13 protein-coding genes are annotated in these 16175 nt (G+C 60.5%); 4 read left to right on the top strand and 9 right to left on the bottom strand.

All coding sequences use genetic code 11. The features are described from left to right. From ABK249_RS09980 to ABK249_RS09970, 3 genes are all read right to left on the bottom strand, one after another. Positions 1–403, bottom strand: a 403-nt coding sequence (locus ABK249_RS09980; RefSeq protein WP_348862766.1) for a TCP-1/cpn60 chaperonin family protein, incomplete at its 3' end; no start/stop codon positions are given. Between the two features lie 44 nt (positions 404–447). Further along, positions 448–762 carry a co-chaperone GroES gene (locus ABK249_RS09975; RefSeq protein WP_037147794.1) on the bottom strand — a complete coding sequence of 105 codons (315 nt, stop codon included), beginning with the start codon at positions 760–762 and terminating at the stop codon, positions 448–450. Between the two features lie 244 nt (positions 763–1006). Then, positions 1007–1231 (bottom strand): hypothetical protein, encoded by a 225-nt coding sequence (locus tag ABK249_RS09970; protein WP_037147796.1) that lies wholly within the window; start codon positions 1229–1231, stop codon positions 1007–1009. A gap of 340 nt (positions 1232–1571) precedes the next feature. Between ABK249_RS09970 and ABK249_RS09965 the strand changes: the two genes are divergently transcribed. The 3 genes from ABK249_RS09965 to ABK249_RS09955 all read left to right on the top strand — a co-directional run bounded on the left by ABK249_RS09965 (position 1572) and on the right by ABK249_RS09955 (position 6580). Next, positions 1572–3320, top strand: a complete 1749-nt coding sequence (locus tag ABK249_RS09965; RefSeq protein WP_348862765.1) for an ABC transporter ATP-binding protein — start codon at positions 1572–1574, stop codon at positions 3318–3320. Positions 3321–3362: 42 nt separating this feature from the next. After that, positions 3363–4247 (top strand): AraC family transcriptional regulator, encoded by an 885-nt coding sequence (locus tag ABK249_RS09960; protein ID WP_348862764.1) that lies wholly within the window; start codon positions 3363–3365, stop codon positions 4245–4247. Positions 4248–4414: 167 nt separating this feature from the next. Further along, positions 4415–6580, top strand: coding sequence for a TonB-dependent siderophore receptor (locus ABK249_RS09955; RefSeq protein WP_348862763.1), 2166 nt, complete (start codon positions 4415–4417; stop codon positions 6578–6580). Between the two features lie 23 nt (positions 6581–6603). Here the strand turns inward: ABK249_RS09955 and ABK249_RS09950 are convergent, their stop codons facing one another. From ABK249_RS09950 to ABK249_RS09935, 4 genes are read right to left on the bottom strand one after another with little or no spacing between them, the layout of a single operon-like run. Then, on the bottom strand, positions 6604–8283 hold the full coding sequence (locus ABK249_RS09950; RefSeq protein ID WP_348862761.1) for a urocanate hydratase: 1680 nt from the start codon (positions 8281–8283) through the stop codon (positions 6604–6606). A 10-nt stretch (positions 8284–8293) separates the two neighbouring features. Continuing rightward, on the bottom strand, positions 8294–9382 hold the full coding sequence (locus ABK249_RS09945) for a DUF917 domain-containing protein (RefSeq protein ID WP_348862760.1): 1089 nt from the start codon (positions 9380–9382) through the stop codon (positions 8294–8296). A gap of 12 nt (positions 9383–9394) precedes the next feature. Further along, a complete protein-coding gene (locus ABK249_RS09940; protein WP_348862759.1) occupies positions 9395–10630 on the bottom strand; it encodes a Zn-dependent hydrolase in 1236 nt (411 codons plus the stop codon). Further along, positions 10627–12009: a dihydroorotase gene (locus ABK249_RS09935; RefSeq protein ID WP_348862758.1), complete on the bottom strand. Its 1383-nt coding sequence runs from the start codon at positions 12007–12009 to the stop codon at positions 10627–10629. The genes ABK249_RS09940 and ABK249_RS09935 overlap by 4 nt, the downstream gene beginning before the upstream one ends. 153 nt (positions 12010–12162) lie before the next feature. Between ABK249_RS09935 and ABK249_RS09930 the strand changes: the two genes are divergently transcribed. After that, entirely contained in the window at positions 12163–13365 is a 1203-nt protein-coding gene (locus ABK249_RS09930; protein ID WP_210053061.1) for a LysR family transcriptional regulator, read from the top strand. Here the strand turns inward: ABK249_RS09930 and ABK249_RS09925 are convergent, their stop codons facing one another. After that, on the bottom strand, positions 13366–14529 hold the full coding sequence (locus tag ABK249_RS09925) for a cytochrome-c peroxidase (protein WP_348862777.1): 1164 nt from the start codon (positions 14527–14529) through the stop codon (positions 13366–13368). Between the two features lie 210 nt (positions 14530–14739). Next, a complete protein-coding gene (hemN, locus tag ABK249_RS09920) occupies positions 14740–16092 on the bottom strand; it encodes an oxygen-independent coproporphyrinogen III oxidase (RefSeq protein ID WP_348862757.1) in 1353 nt (450 codons plus the stop codon). Between the last annotated feature and the right edge of the window lie 83 nt (positions 16093–16175).

Here is a 16175-nt window from a genome sequence, read left to right as displayed (position 1 = left end):
CATTGCTCTTCAGCTCGGCGACGACCGCCTCCACCGCAAGGTCGATGCCGCGCTTCAGGTCCATCGGGTTCATGCCTGAAGCCACCGCTTTGGCCCCTTCCTTGACGATCGCCTGGGCGAGAACCGTGGCGGTCGTAGTACCATCGCCGGCGACGTCGCTCGTCTTCGACGCGACTTCGCGCAACATCTGGGCGCCCATGTTCTCGAACTTGTCCTCCAGTTCGATTTCCTTGGCAACGGACACGCCGTCCTTGGTGATGCGCGGCGCGCCAAAGGACTTGTCGATCACGACGTTGCGCCCCTTCGGGCCCAGTGTGACCTTCACTGCATTGGCGAGAATATCGACGCCGCGCAGCATGCGTTCACGGGCATCGGTATGAAATTTGACTTCCTTCGCAGCCATTTTCCTCACTCCTAATAGGCAGCCACTGACTGACTTGAACCGGATCAGGCGGCCTTCTGGCCGGCAACCGGGGCCTCGATAATGCCCATGACGTCGCTTTCCTTCATGATCAGAAGGTCTTCGCCGTCGATCTTGATCTCGGTTCCCGACCACTTGCCGAACAGGATCCGGTCACCCACTTTGACATCGAGCGGCTGGATCTGGCCCTGGTCGTTGCGCGCACCGGGACCGGCGGCAATGACCTCGCCTTCCTGCGGTTTTTCCCTGGCAGTGTCGGGAATGATAATGCCGCCCCTGGTCTTCTCCTCGGATTCGACCCGGCGGACGAGAATGCGGTCGTGAAGCGGTCGGAACGTCATGTCTTCCTCCTGGACAAGCGATGATGATCAAAGCTCCCTCCCGGACCGGCTGACCAGTCCGGACAAGCGCCACCCCCCTCTCAAACGAACGATTGGTGAGATCGATTTGGTTTGAGAAATTCCAGTTTCAAGGGGAAACGCTAAAAAATTGGCACTCTGCCCAAGCGACTGCTAACACGCAGGAAAAAGAAAGCATTTCCCGCAGCTGTCCAACCAGCATCGGGCTCGCCTTTCGTGCAAGATTTTATTCTTCCCAATCTTCCTCCTGGGAGGACAGGAGGTCGACAAGCTCAGCCACTTTTCCGGTCGGGGGCCGCCGGCCTTCGCTGACCAGCGCCTCTTCGCTGTTGATCCAGGCCCAGGCTTCGGCGAGTTCTCCCGCCGTCGCGCCGGTCGCGATGACATCGGCGATCATCGTCTCGTCGATAGGCCCAAGCACGGCGACGACATCCTCTGAAGTCATTGTCATGTCTTACTCCTCTCCTGTTAGCATCCAGCCACCGGCTTGGACCGATATAGGAAACCGCCGCGCAAAGTCGATTCCGGAAAGCTCCCGACGCCGTAGCCGATCAGCGCGATGCATTCGCCTGGGACAAGATCGAGAGTAAGCGGAGAACGGAGGCCGCCGGTCGCAAAAAAACGGAAGCGGAACATTCCCATCCGCACATTTTCGCTCGTTTGCATTCAGCGGTATAAAGCACTATCCGTCCGGGCTCGTTTTCTAATATGGAGTAAGCGGATCATGTTTCGTCAGTTTCGTTTTTTCTGGTCAGCCACGCTCTGATATCGATTTCACCCCGAGAACTTGAATGTTACGCCGCTTCTTCTCCTACTATCGGCCTTACCGAGGCCTTTTCATCCTCGATTTCGCGTGTGCGATCCTCTCCGGGGTCCTTGAACTCGGCTTTCCCATGGCCGTGAAACTTTTCGTGGACAGACTGCTGCTCAGCCAGGAATGGCTGCTGATCCTCGCCGCCTCCGCAGCGCTTTTCATCGTCTATGCAATCAACACCGGCCTGATGGCGATCGTCACTTACTGGGGACACATGCTCGGCATCAATATCGAGACGGATATGCGCCGCGCCGCCTTCAACCATTTACAGAAACTTTCGTTCAGCTATTTCGACAGCCAGAAGACCGGTCATATCGTTGGTCGCCTCACAAAGGATTTGGAAGAGATCGGCGAAGTCGCCCATCACGGGCCGGAGGATCTGTTCATCGCGCTGATGACTTTTGCCGGCGCGTTGGCATTGATGTTCTCGGTCAACTGGCAGCTCGCCCTGATCACCGCAGTCATCGTACCGCTGACGGCCTGGGTCACCAGCCATTTTGGTAGCCGGATGACCCAGAATTTCCGTCGCCTGTTCGATCGGGTTGGCGACTTCAACACCCGCATCGAGGAGAATGTCGGCGGCATCCGCGTGGTTCAGGCTTTCGCCAACGAACAGCATGAGCGGGCGCTCTTCGAAGAGGACAACCAGAACTACCGGCGCGTCAAGCTTGAAGCCTACAAGCTGATGGCGGCCAGCACTTCGCTCAGCTACATGAGCATGCGATTGACCCAGATGGTGGTGATGATTGCCGGTGCCTATTTCGTCCTGTCGGGCGAGCTCACCGCCGGCGGCTTCATCGGTTTCCTGTTGCTCGTGGGCGTCTTCTTCCGGCCGGTCGAGAAGATCAACTCGGTCATCGAGACCTATCCCAAGGGCATTGCCGGTTTCCGTCGCTTCACCGAACTCATCGACACGGAGCCGGATATCGCTGATGCGCCGGATGCGGTTAAGGTCGACCATCTCAGGGGCGAGATCGCCTACGAGAACGTCTCATTCGGCTACAGCCTCGAAAAGCCGGTGCTGAAGGACGTCAACCTGACGATCCACGCCGGCGAGACGATTGCCTTCGTCGGTCCCTCGGGTGCCGGCAAGACGACCATCTGTTCGCTGTTGCCGCGTTTCTACGAGATTGGCGGCGGCAGCATCACCATCGACGGCATCGATATCCGCAGGATGACGAGGGTATCGCTGCGCCAGCAGATCGGCATCGTGCAGCAGGACGTCTTCCTGTTCGGCGGCACGATTCGTGAAAACATCGCCTATGGACGGCTCGGCGCCGGGGAGAAGGAGATCGTCGAGGCGGCACGGCGGGCGCGGCTTGAGGAAATGCTGGCGAATCTGCCGGACGGGCTCGATACGATGATCGGAGAACGCGGCGTCAAACTCTCCGGCGGTCAGAAGCAGCGCGTCGCGATTGCCCGGATGTTTTTGAAGAATCCGCCGATCCTGATCCTCGACGAGGCCACCTCGGCACTCGACACGGAGACCGAACGCGCCATTCAGCGCTCTCTTGCGGAACTTTCAGAAGGCCGCACGACGCTGATCATCGCCCACCGGCTCGCCACCATCCATGGCGCCGACCGAATCGTGGTCATCGACGGCAACGGCATCGTTGAACAGGGGACACACCAGGACCTGATCGCCCGGCGCGGTACCTATAACAGGCTGCACGAGGCGCAGATCGGTGAAAGCCGACAAAACATGCCGATTGATGGCCTTTCATAAACTTGATAAACGGATACAAGTTTATATTTGCGGGAAATCAGGATGACGTTTCAGCCGCGGATGCAGAATAAGATCGAGGGCTTCTCGGTCATCGGAGGGCTTCGCCGTCGTAACTGGAACGGTATCACTGCCGATCTCTGGGACGTGGAATGCGCAGCCTATGCAGGTGGACATTATGTAGCGCGCGATCCGCGCCTCTTCATCCTGCTCGACCACCGCGGTCGGGGCCGGCCGAACGTCAAGCTTTCTCCCAGGGGGCGCGGAGCGCCGCAGGACAGGCGTGACAGTCCGATTTCCTATATTCCCGCGGACATGGACCTCTGGGTCGATATCACCGAGGTGCAGTATGTGCGCCATCTCGATATCCATTTCGATGCGGATGTCGTCAGCCGGCGGCTGATGGAGGAGATCGATCCTAAGAAGCTCAGCGATCCGCAACTCCTCTTCTTCGACCAGCGCGTTGTGGCGCTTGCCGAGTTGATCGCCGCCGAAATTGCCAATCCTGACCCGCTGCACGACCTTTACGGGGACGGGCTGGCACTGGCACTCGTCATCGACGTGCTCAAGATGATGAAGGCGCCGTCACGCAAACGCGGCTCCCTTGCCTCCTGGCAACTCCGGCGCGCCACCGATTTCATCGCTGAGAATTGCATGCGCAATATCCGCCTGCAGGAGCTCGCCGACCTGACAAGTCTGTCGCAATCGCATTTCAGCCATTCCTTCAAGGCGTCGACGGGCATGGCGCCACACGAATGGCAGATGAACGCGCGCCTCGACCGCGCCAAGGAATTGCTCCTGGCCGACGACCAGCCCCTGACATCCATTGCCGCCGAGACGGGTTTTTCCGACCAGGCACACTTCACCCGGGTTTTCCGCAAGCATGTCGGCACGACTCCGGCACGCTGGAAAAAGGTAAGACGAACCTAACGGCTGTCGCAGAGATTTGCTCATAGCCGTGAAAATTGCCCAAAATCATTCAATTGCCGCGGATCGGGCCAAGCCGGGCGATTTAAATTGAGTTAATCACTCACCTTATCGCAGAGCCGCATCCAAGGGGGAGCGGCTGCTTGGACAAGTGAGTAGGGGTTCTACGGATGGGGAAGCGGAAAGGGTTTTTCAGGATACGGTTGGGATTGGGCGCGAGCGTCGCGCTGATCGGCATTTGCGCGGGTTGGGCGGCTGAGGCGCAGAACGCCGATACGACCCTCGCCCCGATCGTGCTTCAGGGCGAAGGCGAAGGTGAAAGCGCGACCGGGCCGGTGAAAGGCTACGTCGCGAAGAAATCCGCCACCGGCTCCAAGACCGACACGCCGCTCAACGAAATTCCGCAATCCGTCTCGGTCGTCGGCAAGCAAGAGATGAACGATCGCGGCGTCGTCAACAAGATCGACGAAGCGCTGCGTTACACGCCAGGCGTCACCGCCGAGCCCTTCGGCACCGATCCGGATACCGATTGGGTTTACATTCGTGGATTTGACGCTACCCAGACCGGCGTGTTCTACGATGGCCTGAACCTTTTCTCCTACGGTTTCGGTGGCTTTCAGGTCGATCCCTTCATGCTGGAGCGGGTCGATGTCCTGAAGGGGCCTGCTTCGGTGCTCTACGGCGGCGGCAACGCCGGCGGCATCCTGAATTATATCCGCAAGCGCCCGACGGATGAGCCGTACTACTACACCGAAATTGGCATCAACAGTAATGGCAACGCTTTCGGCGGCTTCGATATTTCCGACAAGGTCGGCGACAGTGACACGATGACCTATCGCCTGACCGGCAAGGTTGCCGGCGGCGACAACTATTCGGATTATTCCGAAGACCTGCGCGGATTCATCATGCCGCAGCTGACCATATCGCCGGATGAGGCCACGAAGCTGACAGTCTGGGGTTCCGTCTCGGGTCTCGATCAGGTGCATACCGGCAACGGCTTCTTCCCCTATGTCGGCACGGTCGTCGACGCCCCGTTCGGCAAGATCGACCGCGATGCCTTCTATGGCGAACCGGACATCGATGAAGGCAAATATACCCAGCAGATGGTGGGCTACGAGTTCGAGCATGAATTCGACAGCGGCTGGAAGTTCTCATCGAACTTCCGCTATGGTCACCTCTGGAAGCACGAGGAAGGGCCGTATCTCTATGGGTATGTAGGCGGAACACCGACCGCACCCGACTACGAGCTTTACCGTATCGGCTTCGAAGCGACGTCGAAGGTCGATACCGTCGCCATCGACAATCGCGCCGAGACCGAATTCGATCTTGGCGCCACGCGTCATGACCTCATGGTGGGCATCGACTACAAATACTATCGGCTGGATCACATCCAGGCCTGCTGCGGCGCGACCCCGATCAGCGCCACCGATCCTGTTTACGGCGTTCCGCAGGGAACCAACTTCGTCTACATCGACCAAGTGGTGACGCAGCAGCAAATTGGCGGTTACGTGCAGGACCAGATCCGATTCGGCGATGGCTGGCTCGTCACGCTCAACGGTCGCTATGATTTCGTCCATACGGACACTGACGATCGACTCACCTCGTCAAGTTACAGCTACGATAAGTCGGCCGCCAGCGGCCGCGCCGGCCTGGCTTACGAGTTCGACAACGGCCTCACGCCCTATGCCAGTGTCGGAACCTTCTTCAACCCGACGGTTGCCGTCAGCACCACTCCCAACAACAAACCGGAAGAAGGTGAACAGTATGAAGTCGGCCTGAAATACGATCCGACACTCATCGACGGAACATTCACCGCATCCCTGTTCCACCTCACCAAGCGGAACGTCGCCGTCACCGACCCCGCCACCTCCCTTTCGGAGCAGATCGGCGAAGTGGAGTCGCGCGGCATCGAACTGGAAGGCAAGGTCAACCTGAACGAAAACTGGAAGCTTCTCGGCTCGTTTTCCTACACCGACCTTGAAGTCACGGAAGACCTCAACCCGGCCTATATCGGCAAGAAGCCCTATCTCGTGCCGGATATGACTGCCTCGCTCTGGTTGGATTACACCGTAACGCAAGGCGCGCTTGAAGGCTTGAGCCTCGGCGGCGGCGTCCGTTATCAGGGCGAAAGCTGGGCGGATCGCGAGAACACGCTGAAGGTTCCGGATGCGGCGGTCTTCGATGCGGCGATCCGCTACAGGAAGGATGGGTGGGAAGGCTCCATCAACGTCACCAACGTCTTCGACAAGGAGTATGTGAGAGGCTGCGGCGGCGCGTACACCTGCGGCTATGGCGATGCCCGCACCGTTACCTTCAAGCTCAGCAAGGTCTGGTAGGCAGGCGTTCGCGGCGGCTCCAATCAGGCGCCGCCCCGCAACGCAGCGCTCGGTTGGAGCAGAAGCCCTGCGGCTTCCGCCGCGTTGATCGCCTCCTCGTAACCGGCATCGGCGTAACGAATGATCCCGAGCGAGGTATCGTTGGTGATGGCATGCGAAATGCGTTCCGCGGCAGCGTCGGTCCCATCCGCAACGATCGTGACGCCGGCACTGGTCATGTAGCCGGCGTAACCGCCGCCTCCGGAATGGATGACGACGAGATCGGCCATGGAAGAGCAGAGCGTCATCGCATTGATGAGCGGCCAGTCGGCGATCGCGTCCGAACCATCCTTCATCCGCTCGGTCATGATGTTGGGATGCGCCATGGCGCCGGCATCGAGATGATCCCGTGAGAACGCGATCGGCCCGGCAAGCTCACCCTTCGCCACGAGGTCGTTCACCGCCAGCGCGAGTTCCGTACGCTCTCCATGACCAAGCCAGGCAATACGCGCCGGAAGGCCTTCGAACGGGACATTTTCCCGCGCCAGCCGTATCCAGTTGGTGACGATCCGGTTTTCGGGAAAGAGCTCGAGCACGAGGTCGTCGATCCGGGCTATGTCGCTCTCCTCGCCCGATAGCGCCATCCACCGGAACGGCCCGATTGCCTTGCAGAAGAGCGGCCTGAGATAGGCTTCGGTGAAGATTGGAATATCGAAGGCGTTTTCGACACCGCCCTGCTTTGCCTGGGTACGGATCAGGTTGCCGTTGTCGAAGACTTCCGAGCCTCGTTTCTGGAAATCCAGCATGGCGCGCACGTGATCGGCGATCGAGGCCCGGCTTGCCGCCATCAGCTGCCCCTGCCCGTCCCTGCGCAACCGGCGTACCTCTTCGAGACTCATGCCCTTCGGCACGTAGCCGTAAACGAGGTCATGGGCGGAGGTTTGGTCGGAGACGACATCCGGCACGACGCCGCGCTTGACGATCTGCGGATAGATATCGGCTGCATTGCCGACAAGGCCGACAGAGACGGCGCGCTTTTCCTTCACCGCCGCATCGATCATGGCAAGCGCCGTGTCGAGGTTTGGCGCCACCTCGTCCAGAAACCCGATCGATCTGCGCTTGGCGACCCGCTCCGGATCGATGTCGACGACGAGGATCGCAGCACCCGCCATGCGGCCGGCAAGCGGCTGGGCGCCACCCATGCCGCCCAGACCGGCGGTCAGGACAAACCGGCCGGCAAGCGTACCGCCGAACCGCTTTTCCGCAATCCGCATGAAAATCTCGTAGGTGCCCTGGATGACGCCCTGGCTGCCGATATATTGCCAGGCGCCGGCCGTCAGACCGCCCCAGCAGATCAGCCCCTTCTCCTGCAGTTCATAAAAGTATTCGGCCTTTGCCCACTGACCGACGATGTTGCAATTCGCCATGATGACCAGAGGCGCCTTGTCATGGCTCTTCAGCAATCCCACCGGCTTGCCTGACTGGATGATCAGCGTCTGATCTTCCTCCATGATCTTGAGCGTCCGGACGATCGCATCATGCGCCGGCCAGTTGCGCGCCGCCTTGCCAAGCGCCGCATAGACCACGAGATTGTCCGGGTCCTCTCCGACCGAGAGCACGTTTTCGAGCAGCCTCAGAAGCGCCTCCTGCCGCCAGCCCCTGGCGCGCAATTCAGGCCCGCCGGGGATCGGGAATTTCGGGTGACGCGGATTGGGCTTCGGCATGGTCCTCTCCTTAGGCGAGCGCGTAGTCGGCTATGCTGATGCCGAGCGCCGTTTCGGCAATCGGATAGACCGACGGGTCTTTCACGCTGGAGGAAAGCGGAATGATTGTCTTCGGCACGTGCAACAGGAAGACCCGCATGCCGGGCTGAAGCTGCCCGACACTCATCGGCTCACCGTCCGGTGACAAGGTGCTGATGATGTCCGGAAAAGTCGCCAGCCGGTGACCGCCGGCATCCTCGACCGCCATGTATTCGTTCATCACATGCATGGTGATCGCCTTGTCGTCCTTGCCGAGCGTCAGCGTCCCCACATCGAAGGCCTCGTTCGTATAGACGACCGATTTGTCAGTCACCTCTGCCTCGATGAGGATCGAGCCGCCAGTCGTCCTGACGATCGCGTCGATGATCGCATGCCCGCCTTTGCCGTCCGCAGCGATGATCGCCTCACCGAGCGTGAGCGCCAGGCTGATGCCGCCGAGCGCCGCATTCTTGCGCACATAGGACGCGCGCAAGGGATTGCGGCAGGAGGCGATGAAGCCGCCTGACTGGTCGGAGGCGGTGCGCAGGACCGGCGAAACCTTTGCCGTCGCCCCGCGGATCACGAGCTCCATGTAACGATTTTCGGCGCGGTTGCCGCCGACCGCCGTCTGGATCATCTGCTCCGGCGAATTCGCCATGCCGATCGAGCCCATGTCACCGGTCGGATGCGCCCGGACATCGCCGACGGCGTCGAGGACCTTGGTGCCGAGAATGGCCGACGGCAGCCAGCCGTTCAGCGTCGAGGATTTGCCGTTCTGGCCGATCATCAGCGCCTTGAGCGGCTCGCCGAGTGCCTCCTGCAGGAGTTCTACGGCCTTCACATAGTCGATGCCCTCCATCTCCCAATTGGTGGTGGAGGCCGGCGCGCCGATCGCCGCGGCCGTGGCCACCCAATCGTCGTCATCGAGTTCATCGATGGAGACGAGTTCCGGTTTGCCGATGCTGACAGCCGCATAACCCAGCATCCGCCCGTGATCGGCCCAGCCGCCGCCGCCGGCTGCATAAACGGAGCCGCCACGGACCGCCGCCTCGACATCCTTTTCTGTCAGAATCCGCCCCATGCCCTTGCTCCTTTATTGCCTGTCCAGCTTGAGGACCGTTTCGTAGAGAACCGCCGCGCCGAGCGCGATATCGTCGTTGTCCGCCCATTCTTCCGGCGCGTGGCTGCGCCCGTCGCGGCAGGCAATGAAGACCATCGCCGCCGGTGCCACCTTGGCCAGAAATGCCGCGTCATGTCCCGCACCGGAGACCATGCGCCGGCTCGACGCATCGAGGCCAGCTGCACTTTCCTCCAGCAATGCAACAACCGAAGCCGCCATCGGCGTCGCCGGGTTGTTCGAGATCCGGCGCGGCGGCGTGATGGTCACCCCGCTCCTTTTCGCTGTCTGCTCGGTCAATGCGGAAACCGCCTCCGAAAAGCTCTCCATCACCGCCGGATCTTCCGCCCGTGCATCGATCAGCATGCGGACATGGGATGGAACGACATTGGCGGCATTCGGCTCCATCGAAAATTCGCCGACCGTGGCCGCGAAATGGCTCGGTCCTTGGGCGAGTTCAGAGGCAATCCGCTCGATGCCGAGCACGACGCGGGAAGCCGCCGTCAGCGCGTCGCGCCGCGCGCCCATCGGCGTCGTACCGGCGTGGTCCGCCCGCCCCTCGACGACGATCTCGATCCGGGTAATGCCGGCAATCGCGGTCACCACGCCGATGTCGATTCTTTCCTTCTCCAGTACCGGCCCCTGCTCTATATGCAGTTCCAGAGAGGTTTTGATGTCCCCTCGCCCGCCGCCAATCGCCGGATCGCCGCCGACCATGCGAATTCCTTCGGCAAGGCTCATGCCGTCCGTTTCCCGTTCCAGCCATTCCGCCGGACGCAGACCGAGCATGCCACGGCTGCCGATGCAGGAAACACCGAAGATCGACACTTCCTCTGCCAGGAAATCGGCGATCTCCAGATCATGCTCCAAAGCGATACCCGCCTCGTCGAGCGATCGAGCGACTTCCAGAGCCGCAACGACACCCGCAATCCCGTCGAAGCGGCCGCCATTCGGCACGGTATCGGAATGCGAGCCCAGCATGATCGTGCCTTTGGAACCCGCTCCTTTGCGGAAACCAATCAGATTACCTGCCGCATCGATGCGTGTCGCAAGCCCGGCCTCCTTGAAGCGACGCTCCAGATAGGCTCGGCCCTTCAGGAACATCGGCGTGAAGGCGCGCCGCGTCCAGGGCCGGTCCGGCTCGGTGAGCGTTGCCAAGGCATCGATATCCGCCGCAATCCGGTCTGCCTTGACAGGAAGATTGCGCGTCATACTGAAAGCCCCTGAAGCGGCAGGCTCGCCAGCGGCCGCACGAAATTGCCATTGCCCGGCTCGGCGAGAACCTTCGAACCATCGTAGGCAAGCTTGCCACGCAGATAGGTCGCCGCCACCTTGTAGGGTAGCGTCATGCCGTCATAGGGCGACCAGCCGACCACGTTGTTGCCGGTCCTGGAAGCGTCGAAGACATGGCGTTCCGGCGTCAGAACGGCGATATCCGCATGCTTGCCGACTTCCAGAGCGCCCTTGATGTGGTCGATGCGGAAATGCCGCGCAGGGTTGAGCGCCATCAGCCGTGCTGCCCAGGTGAGCGGCACACCGCGCTCCAGCGCGCCCTTGACGAAGAGAGGCACCATGGCTTCCAGCCCCGGCAGACCGGAGGCATTCGCCAGCATGTCAGGATTGGTCTTGCGGTCGAGCGACCAGCTCACATGGTCGGTCGAAAGCAGCGTCACGTTGCCGGCCGCGATATGCCGCCAGAGCTTTTCCACTTCGGCTCGCGGCCGGATCGGCGGATTGCATTTGGAGCGGCCTCCAAGCCTTTTCGCATCCGTCTCGCTGTCGAGCGTCAGATAGTGGATCAGGCATTCCACCGTTGCCCGATGACCCTGTGCGCGATAGGCCGCGGCGATCTCGTAGCCGCGGCCGAGCGAACAATGCACCACATGCGCCGGGCAGCCTGTCGCGGCGCCGATCTCGTAGATTTCCACCATGGCGAGCAGTTCGGTGAGCGGCGGGCGGGACATTTCATGCGCCCGGTAGTCGGTGATGCCGGAAGCCTTCACCTTCTCCATTGCGGCCCGCACATATTCGTCATTCTCGTTGTGAACGCCGGCCGTCAAGCCAGTCGGTGCGATAGCAGCAAAGCACTCCGCCATCAGCGGTGCGGGAATGCGCGGAAAACGCTTCGGATCGGTGCCGAATGTGGAGAATTTGAAAGCGGCAACGCCGGCTTCCACCTGTTCGGGAATACGCCTGGCGCCCTCCTCCGGATCGATCGTGCCGTAGAGCGCGAAATCGACGCGTGCCTGGCTTTCCCCATGCGTCGCTTTTCCGCGCACGGCCTCTGCGGAACAAATGAGATTGCCCTCGTCATAGGGCATGTCGACGATGGTCGTCACGCCGCCGGCCGCCGCCGCGCGCGTCGACCAGATGAAATCCTCCTGATTCTTCTGCGAAAGCGAATGAACCTGCGCATCAATCGCGCCCGGCAGGATCAGCGCTTTACCGAGATCTTGGCGCTCTTTCGCAGCCGGCATATCACCCTGCCCAACGGCCGCCACCAATCCGTCGCGAATGGCGACATGCCCCTCCGGAACCACGCTATCCGGCAGCACCAGCGTGCCCTTCAGAACAAGATCGAAATCCGCCATGGATCATGTCTCCTCGGTTGATGCACTGCCCGCCGTTCGGCCTGCGATGGATGTCACGATAGGGGAATTTGCAGAGCCGAGGGATATCCCATATCGTGAACGAATTATACCGGGCCTGCCTATCTCACAGAGTAGCTGCGGAAAGTTTGAGCAATGGACATCGCCACTCTCCTGATGGCTCACTACGCGCTTTCGTTGGGCAGCCTGAGGGGCGCTGCCCGCGCCTTGGGGCGACCGGTCGCCAGCGTCTCTGCCGCCTTGGCCCGTTTACAGTCACATATAGCAACGCCGCTGACGACGACCACCGGCAACCGCATCCTGCCGACACTGGAAGGCCGCCGCCTTGCCCGTGATCTCCGCCACGCAGCCGATCTCATTCTGGATCTGGCAACACTTTCCAAGATGCCGGACGAGGCGCCGGTCGAGCAGCATGCTGCCCGCATGTCGGTCTCGCTGTTGGCGCTGTCGCGCCTCCTCGTCGTTGCCCGGACAGGCAGCATCCGCAGTGCCGCCATGGAGATCGGCATTGGCCAGCCGCAATTGACGCGTCAGTTGAAGAGCCTTGAGCAGGATATAGGCGCCGCACTCCTCGATCGCACCGCGTCGGGCGCCGTACCGACGGAAGAAGGCAAAGGATTTCTGATCCTCGCCGAAGAGTTGGAAACGATCTGGCTGAGGATTTCCGACCATGCCGGAGAGCGTTTCCGCCGAACGAGCCGGATGATCAATCTCGGTTCCGTCGCTCCGCTGGGTCGTGAAAGCCGGATCGCAAAAATCCTGGCTTTGCTCGCTGCCGGATGGCCGCTGCACCAACCGCATAATCCGCTCTATATCTCCAGCACCAACGCCGAGGAACTTCTGTCCGGCCTCAACAGTCGGCAATACGACATCGTCTTTCTGGATACTGTCGATGTGCCGGCAGGCATCGACCACCGCGTGGTCTCGCGTTCAGGTCTTTCCGTCGTTGGCTCGGCGAAGGCGATCGAGGCTCAGCGGCACGATCTGAAACGTCTTCTGATCAACACGCCGCTTGCTCTTCCCAGTCTCAAGAGCGGTCTGCGCCAGAAATTCGTATCGCTGAGCGAGGATATACTGCGGCCCGAGGAACGGTCGCGCCTGTCCTTCGTGGAGATCGATTCCATCCCCGTCATCGCAAACCTCGTGATCGAGCACGGTTACATCGCGCTCCTGCCGCAATGGGCGATCTCCGGCGTTGATGAAAAGATGGAAGCCATCCCCCTTCCCCAAACCTACGATATGCAGCTCTCGCTTGCCTGGAAGAAAAACGCGCGATCGGAAAATGTCGCCAGCCTCGTTCAGCGGATCCTGGCTGATGGTGGCCTCATGGAAGCCTGATCATTGTTTAAGCTTCTCCTGTGTGAGGAGAGGCTCATACCGCCGGTCCGTCAATGTCTTCAGAAATGCGACGATCGCATCGACCCGCTTGTCGTCCAGCGCCGGACCGGCCGTCAATTGCTCCATGGCCAGATTGTCCGGCACTTCGGGCGCACCCCATTCCTGCCCCGTCTCGGGATTGATCTGGCGGCTCTTCTTGATGCTGTTGTATTTTACGTAGAAGAGGACGACGCTCCGCAGATCCCTGAAGACGCCATTGTGCATATAGGGTCCCGTCACCGCCACGTTCCGCAAGCTCGGGACCTTGAATTTTCCGCGAGCGGTCGGCTCTCCCGCAACCAGCGGGTTCTCGGCGAGACCGAGGTCGGGTTTGGCCGCCCCAGCTGTACCGGCAGCAAGACGAGGATTGGCGGGAACACCGATATTGAAATACTTGTGGTTCGTGAAGACTGCGTCCTTCAGGCCGTTCGGCCCACGCACCTCATGGCAGATGCTGCAATTGGTGAACTGCTGCGAGAAGAAAAGGACCCTCCCCAGTTCCTCCTGGTCCGTCAGTTTTTCTTCGCCTCGGAGATAACGATCATATCTGGAATCGAAAGAGCTGAACTCCGGCCCGCGCTCATATTCGGCCAGCGCGTTGACCATCGCCGAATAGGCGGTCTCATCATCCTGAAACACGCTCCGGCCGTAGAGGACACGAAACGACCGATCGTATGAAGGGTCCTCGCGAAGCCGCGAAATGACGGCGGCCTTGTCGGGCATTCCCATCTCGACGGGGTTCAACGGCGGACCGCCCGCCTGATCCTCGAGTGTCCGTGCGCGACCATCCCAGAAGAATCCTCCTCGATATTCGCCGTCGCTCCCCTTTGAGAATGGAGGTGTCAGCGCAGCATATCCGGCAGTCGGTGCGTTGCGGCCTCCGAGTGACTGCCCGTCATCCCCAAGCGAGACATCGCTGCCGACAAGATCCGTCTGCCGCGCATCCACAAAGCCCGCGCCCGGCGCATGGCATGTAGAGCACGACTGGCTCCTGTTTTTCGAGAGATTGGGGTCGTGGAACAAGGCCTCGCCGAGCGCGATCTTGCTGGGATATGCCTCGCCGCCATCCGCAAGAGAGCCCCCCGAAGGCGCCAAAAGCAAACCGAGCCCTGCCAGAACAGCCATAAGAAGATGATGACGCATTGGGAAACTCGTATCTGAATTCTATCCACCCCGTCGGCGATGACTGCCGGTCGGTCGATGGCAGGCTCGTCCTTGATACAATGCAACGGGACGAACAATGCAGTGGTAAAATGCCGCGATTAAGATGATCCCGTGCATCAACTTTGCAAGCGAGCAAGGGGACAGCCTATGGCGCCTCGACAAGAAGGCAGTTCAGGCCGCCTTGCTGAACGACCGACCGCTCTTATTCAGATAGGCATCGAATGCGGAGGCTGCGGCCCGCACGATGAAACGGTGCTCTTCCGAAACCCTGACAAATCCACCTTCACGCTCGATCAAACCGTCTCGCTGCAGTTCGTCGAGCCGATCGTTGCCGCTTAAGAGGAGATCCGCGTCAAAGCCATGCGCCGTCGCGAGCGCGGCCACATCCACCGCAAAGTCACACATCAGCCTTTCGATGATCTCACCGCGCAGTCGGTCCTCCGGCGTGAGGTGGTAACCCTTGGCGACGGGCAGTTCACCCTTTGACACGCGGGTTGCGTAAAGGCCCGGCGGCACCTCGTTCTGAATATATCCCTGGGGCAGCTTGCCGATCGAAGACGCTCCCAATCCTATCAGGGCCTCGCAGGCGTCTGTCGTATACCCCTGGAAGTTCCTGTGCAGCCGGCCCTCGGTCTGCGCCAGCGCGAGGTCGTCGCCCGGCAGCGCGAAATGGTCGAGGCCGATCCGGACATATCCCGCCGCCACCAGAGCCTCGGCAATCGCTTCCGCCTGCAATGCTCGCTCCCGGACGTCGGGAAGTGTCGCCTCATCGATCAGACGCTGATGCTTCTTGAAGCTTGGAATATGTGCATATCCGAAAACGGCAAGACGATCCGGCCGCATGCGGATGGCTGCCTCGACGGTACTGACGCAGGATTCGACCGTCTGATGGGGAAGACCATAGATGAGGTCGAAATTGATGGCATTGATGCCGTTGTGCCGAAGGTGCTCCACCGTCGCCATCGTCGTTTCCACGCTTTGAATACGATTGATCGCCTTCTGGACCTTCGGATCGAAACTCTGCACGCCAAGACTCGCGCGGGTGACGCCGGACTCTCCGAGCGCCACCGCCATTTCACCGGTCAAGGTTCGCGGATCGATTTCGACGGCGGCATTGACCGCATCTGCAAAACCAAGTCGGTCGCGAAACGCATCCATCAGCGCGATGAACTCGTCCGGCTTGATAATGGTAGGCGTGCCGCCGCCAAAGTGAATTTCCCCGACACTGAAGCTGCCGTTTCTGGCGGATCCCAGAAGTTCGATCTCCCGGTGCAATGTCTCGATATAGTCGAGAATTGGCCTGTCGCGTTCGGTGATCGTCGTATGACAGCCGCAATACCAGCACATGGACCGACAGAAAGGGATGTGGATGTAGAGCGACGTAGACTGTCTTTCGGGCAACGCCTTGAGCCAGGAAGGATAGGCAACGGCGTCGAAATCCGCAGTGAAGTTGGGAGCCGTCGGATAGCTCGTATAACGCGGAAGTCGCGCATCGCCATATTTTTCAATGATCGCTTCTGACATGTCTGGCACCTTTCCAAGTCATTCGTGGAAGCGTTTACCGGACCGGTGCCGCTCGCTCTTTGTGCGAAATCAAGGCTCTTTTC

It is taken from the genome of Neorhizobium phenanthreniclasticum (assembly GCF_040066075.1).
Taxonomy (GTDB): domain Bacteria; phylum Pseudomonadota; class Alphaproteobacteria; order Rhizobiales; family Rhizobiaceae; genus Neorhizobium; species Neorhizobium petrolearium.
The sequence above is the reverse complement of the archived record's forward strand: the minus strand, read 5'-3'. Positions and strand labels throughout refer to the sequence as shown.

What these genes read in the sequence shown, in the direction of transcription:
- ABK249_RS09975 (WP_037147794.1), bottom strand. Translation starts at nt 762, where the DNA reads ATGACGTTCCGACCGCTTCACGACCGCATTCTCGTCCGCCGGGTCGAA.
- ABK249_RS09970 (WP_037147796.1), bottom strand. Translation starts at nt 1,231, where the DNA reads ATGACAATGACTTCAGAGGATGTCGTCGCCGTGCTTGGGCCTATCGAC.
- ABK249_RS09965 (WP_348862765.1), top strand. Translation starts at nt 1,572, where the DNA reads ATGTTACGCCGCTTCTTCTCCTACTATCGGCCTTACCGAGGCCTTTTC.
- ABK249_RS09960 (WP_348862764.1), top strand. Translation starts at nt 3,363, where the DNA reads ATGACGTTTCAGCCGCGGATGCAGAATAAGATCGAGGGCTTCTCGGTC.
- ABK249_RS09955 (WP_348862763.1), top strand. Translation starts at nt 4,415, where the DNA reads ATGGGGAAGCGGAAAGGGTTTTTCAGGATACGGTTGGGATTGGGCGCG.
- ABK249_RS09950 (WP_348862761.1), bottom strand. Translation starts at nt 8,283, where the DNA reads ATGCCGAAGCCCAATCCGCGTCACCCGAAATTCCCGATCCCCGGCGGG.
- ABK249_RS09945 (WP_348862760.1), bottom strand. Translation starts at nt 9,382, where the DNA reads ATGGGGCGGATTCTGACAGAAAAGGATGTCGAGGCGGCGGTCCGTGGC.
- ABK249_RS09940 (WP_348862759.1), bottom strand. Translation starts at nt 10,630, where the DNA reads ATGACGCGCAATCTTCCTGTCAAGGCAGACCGGATTGCGGCGGATATC.
- ABK249_RS09935 (WP_348862758.1), bottom strand. Translation starts at nt 12,009, where the DNA reads ATGGCGGATTTCGATCTTGTTCTGAAGGGCACGCTGGTGCTGCCGGAT.
- ABK249_RS09930 (WP_210053061.1), top strand. Translation starts at nt 12,163, where the DNA reads ATGGACATCGCCACTCTCCTGATGGCTCACTACGCGCTTTCGTTGGGC.
- ABK249_RS09925 (WP_348862777.1), bottom strand. Translation starts at nt 14,529, where the DNA reads ATGGCTGTTCTGGCAGGGCTCGGTTTGCTTTTGGCGCCTTCGGGGGGC.
- hemN (WP_348862757.1), bottom strand. Translation starts at nt 16,092, where the DNA reads ATGTCAGAAGCGATCATTGAAAAATATGGCGATGCGCGACTTCCGCGT.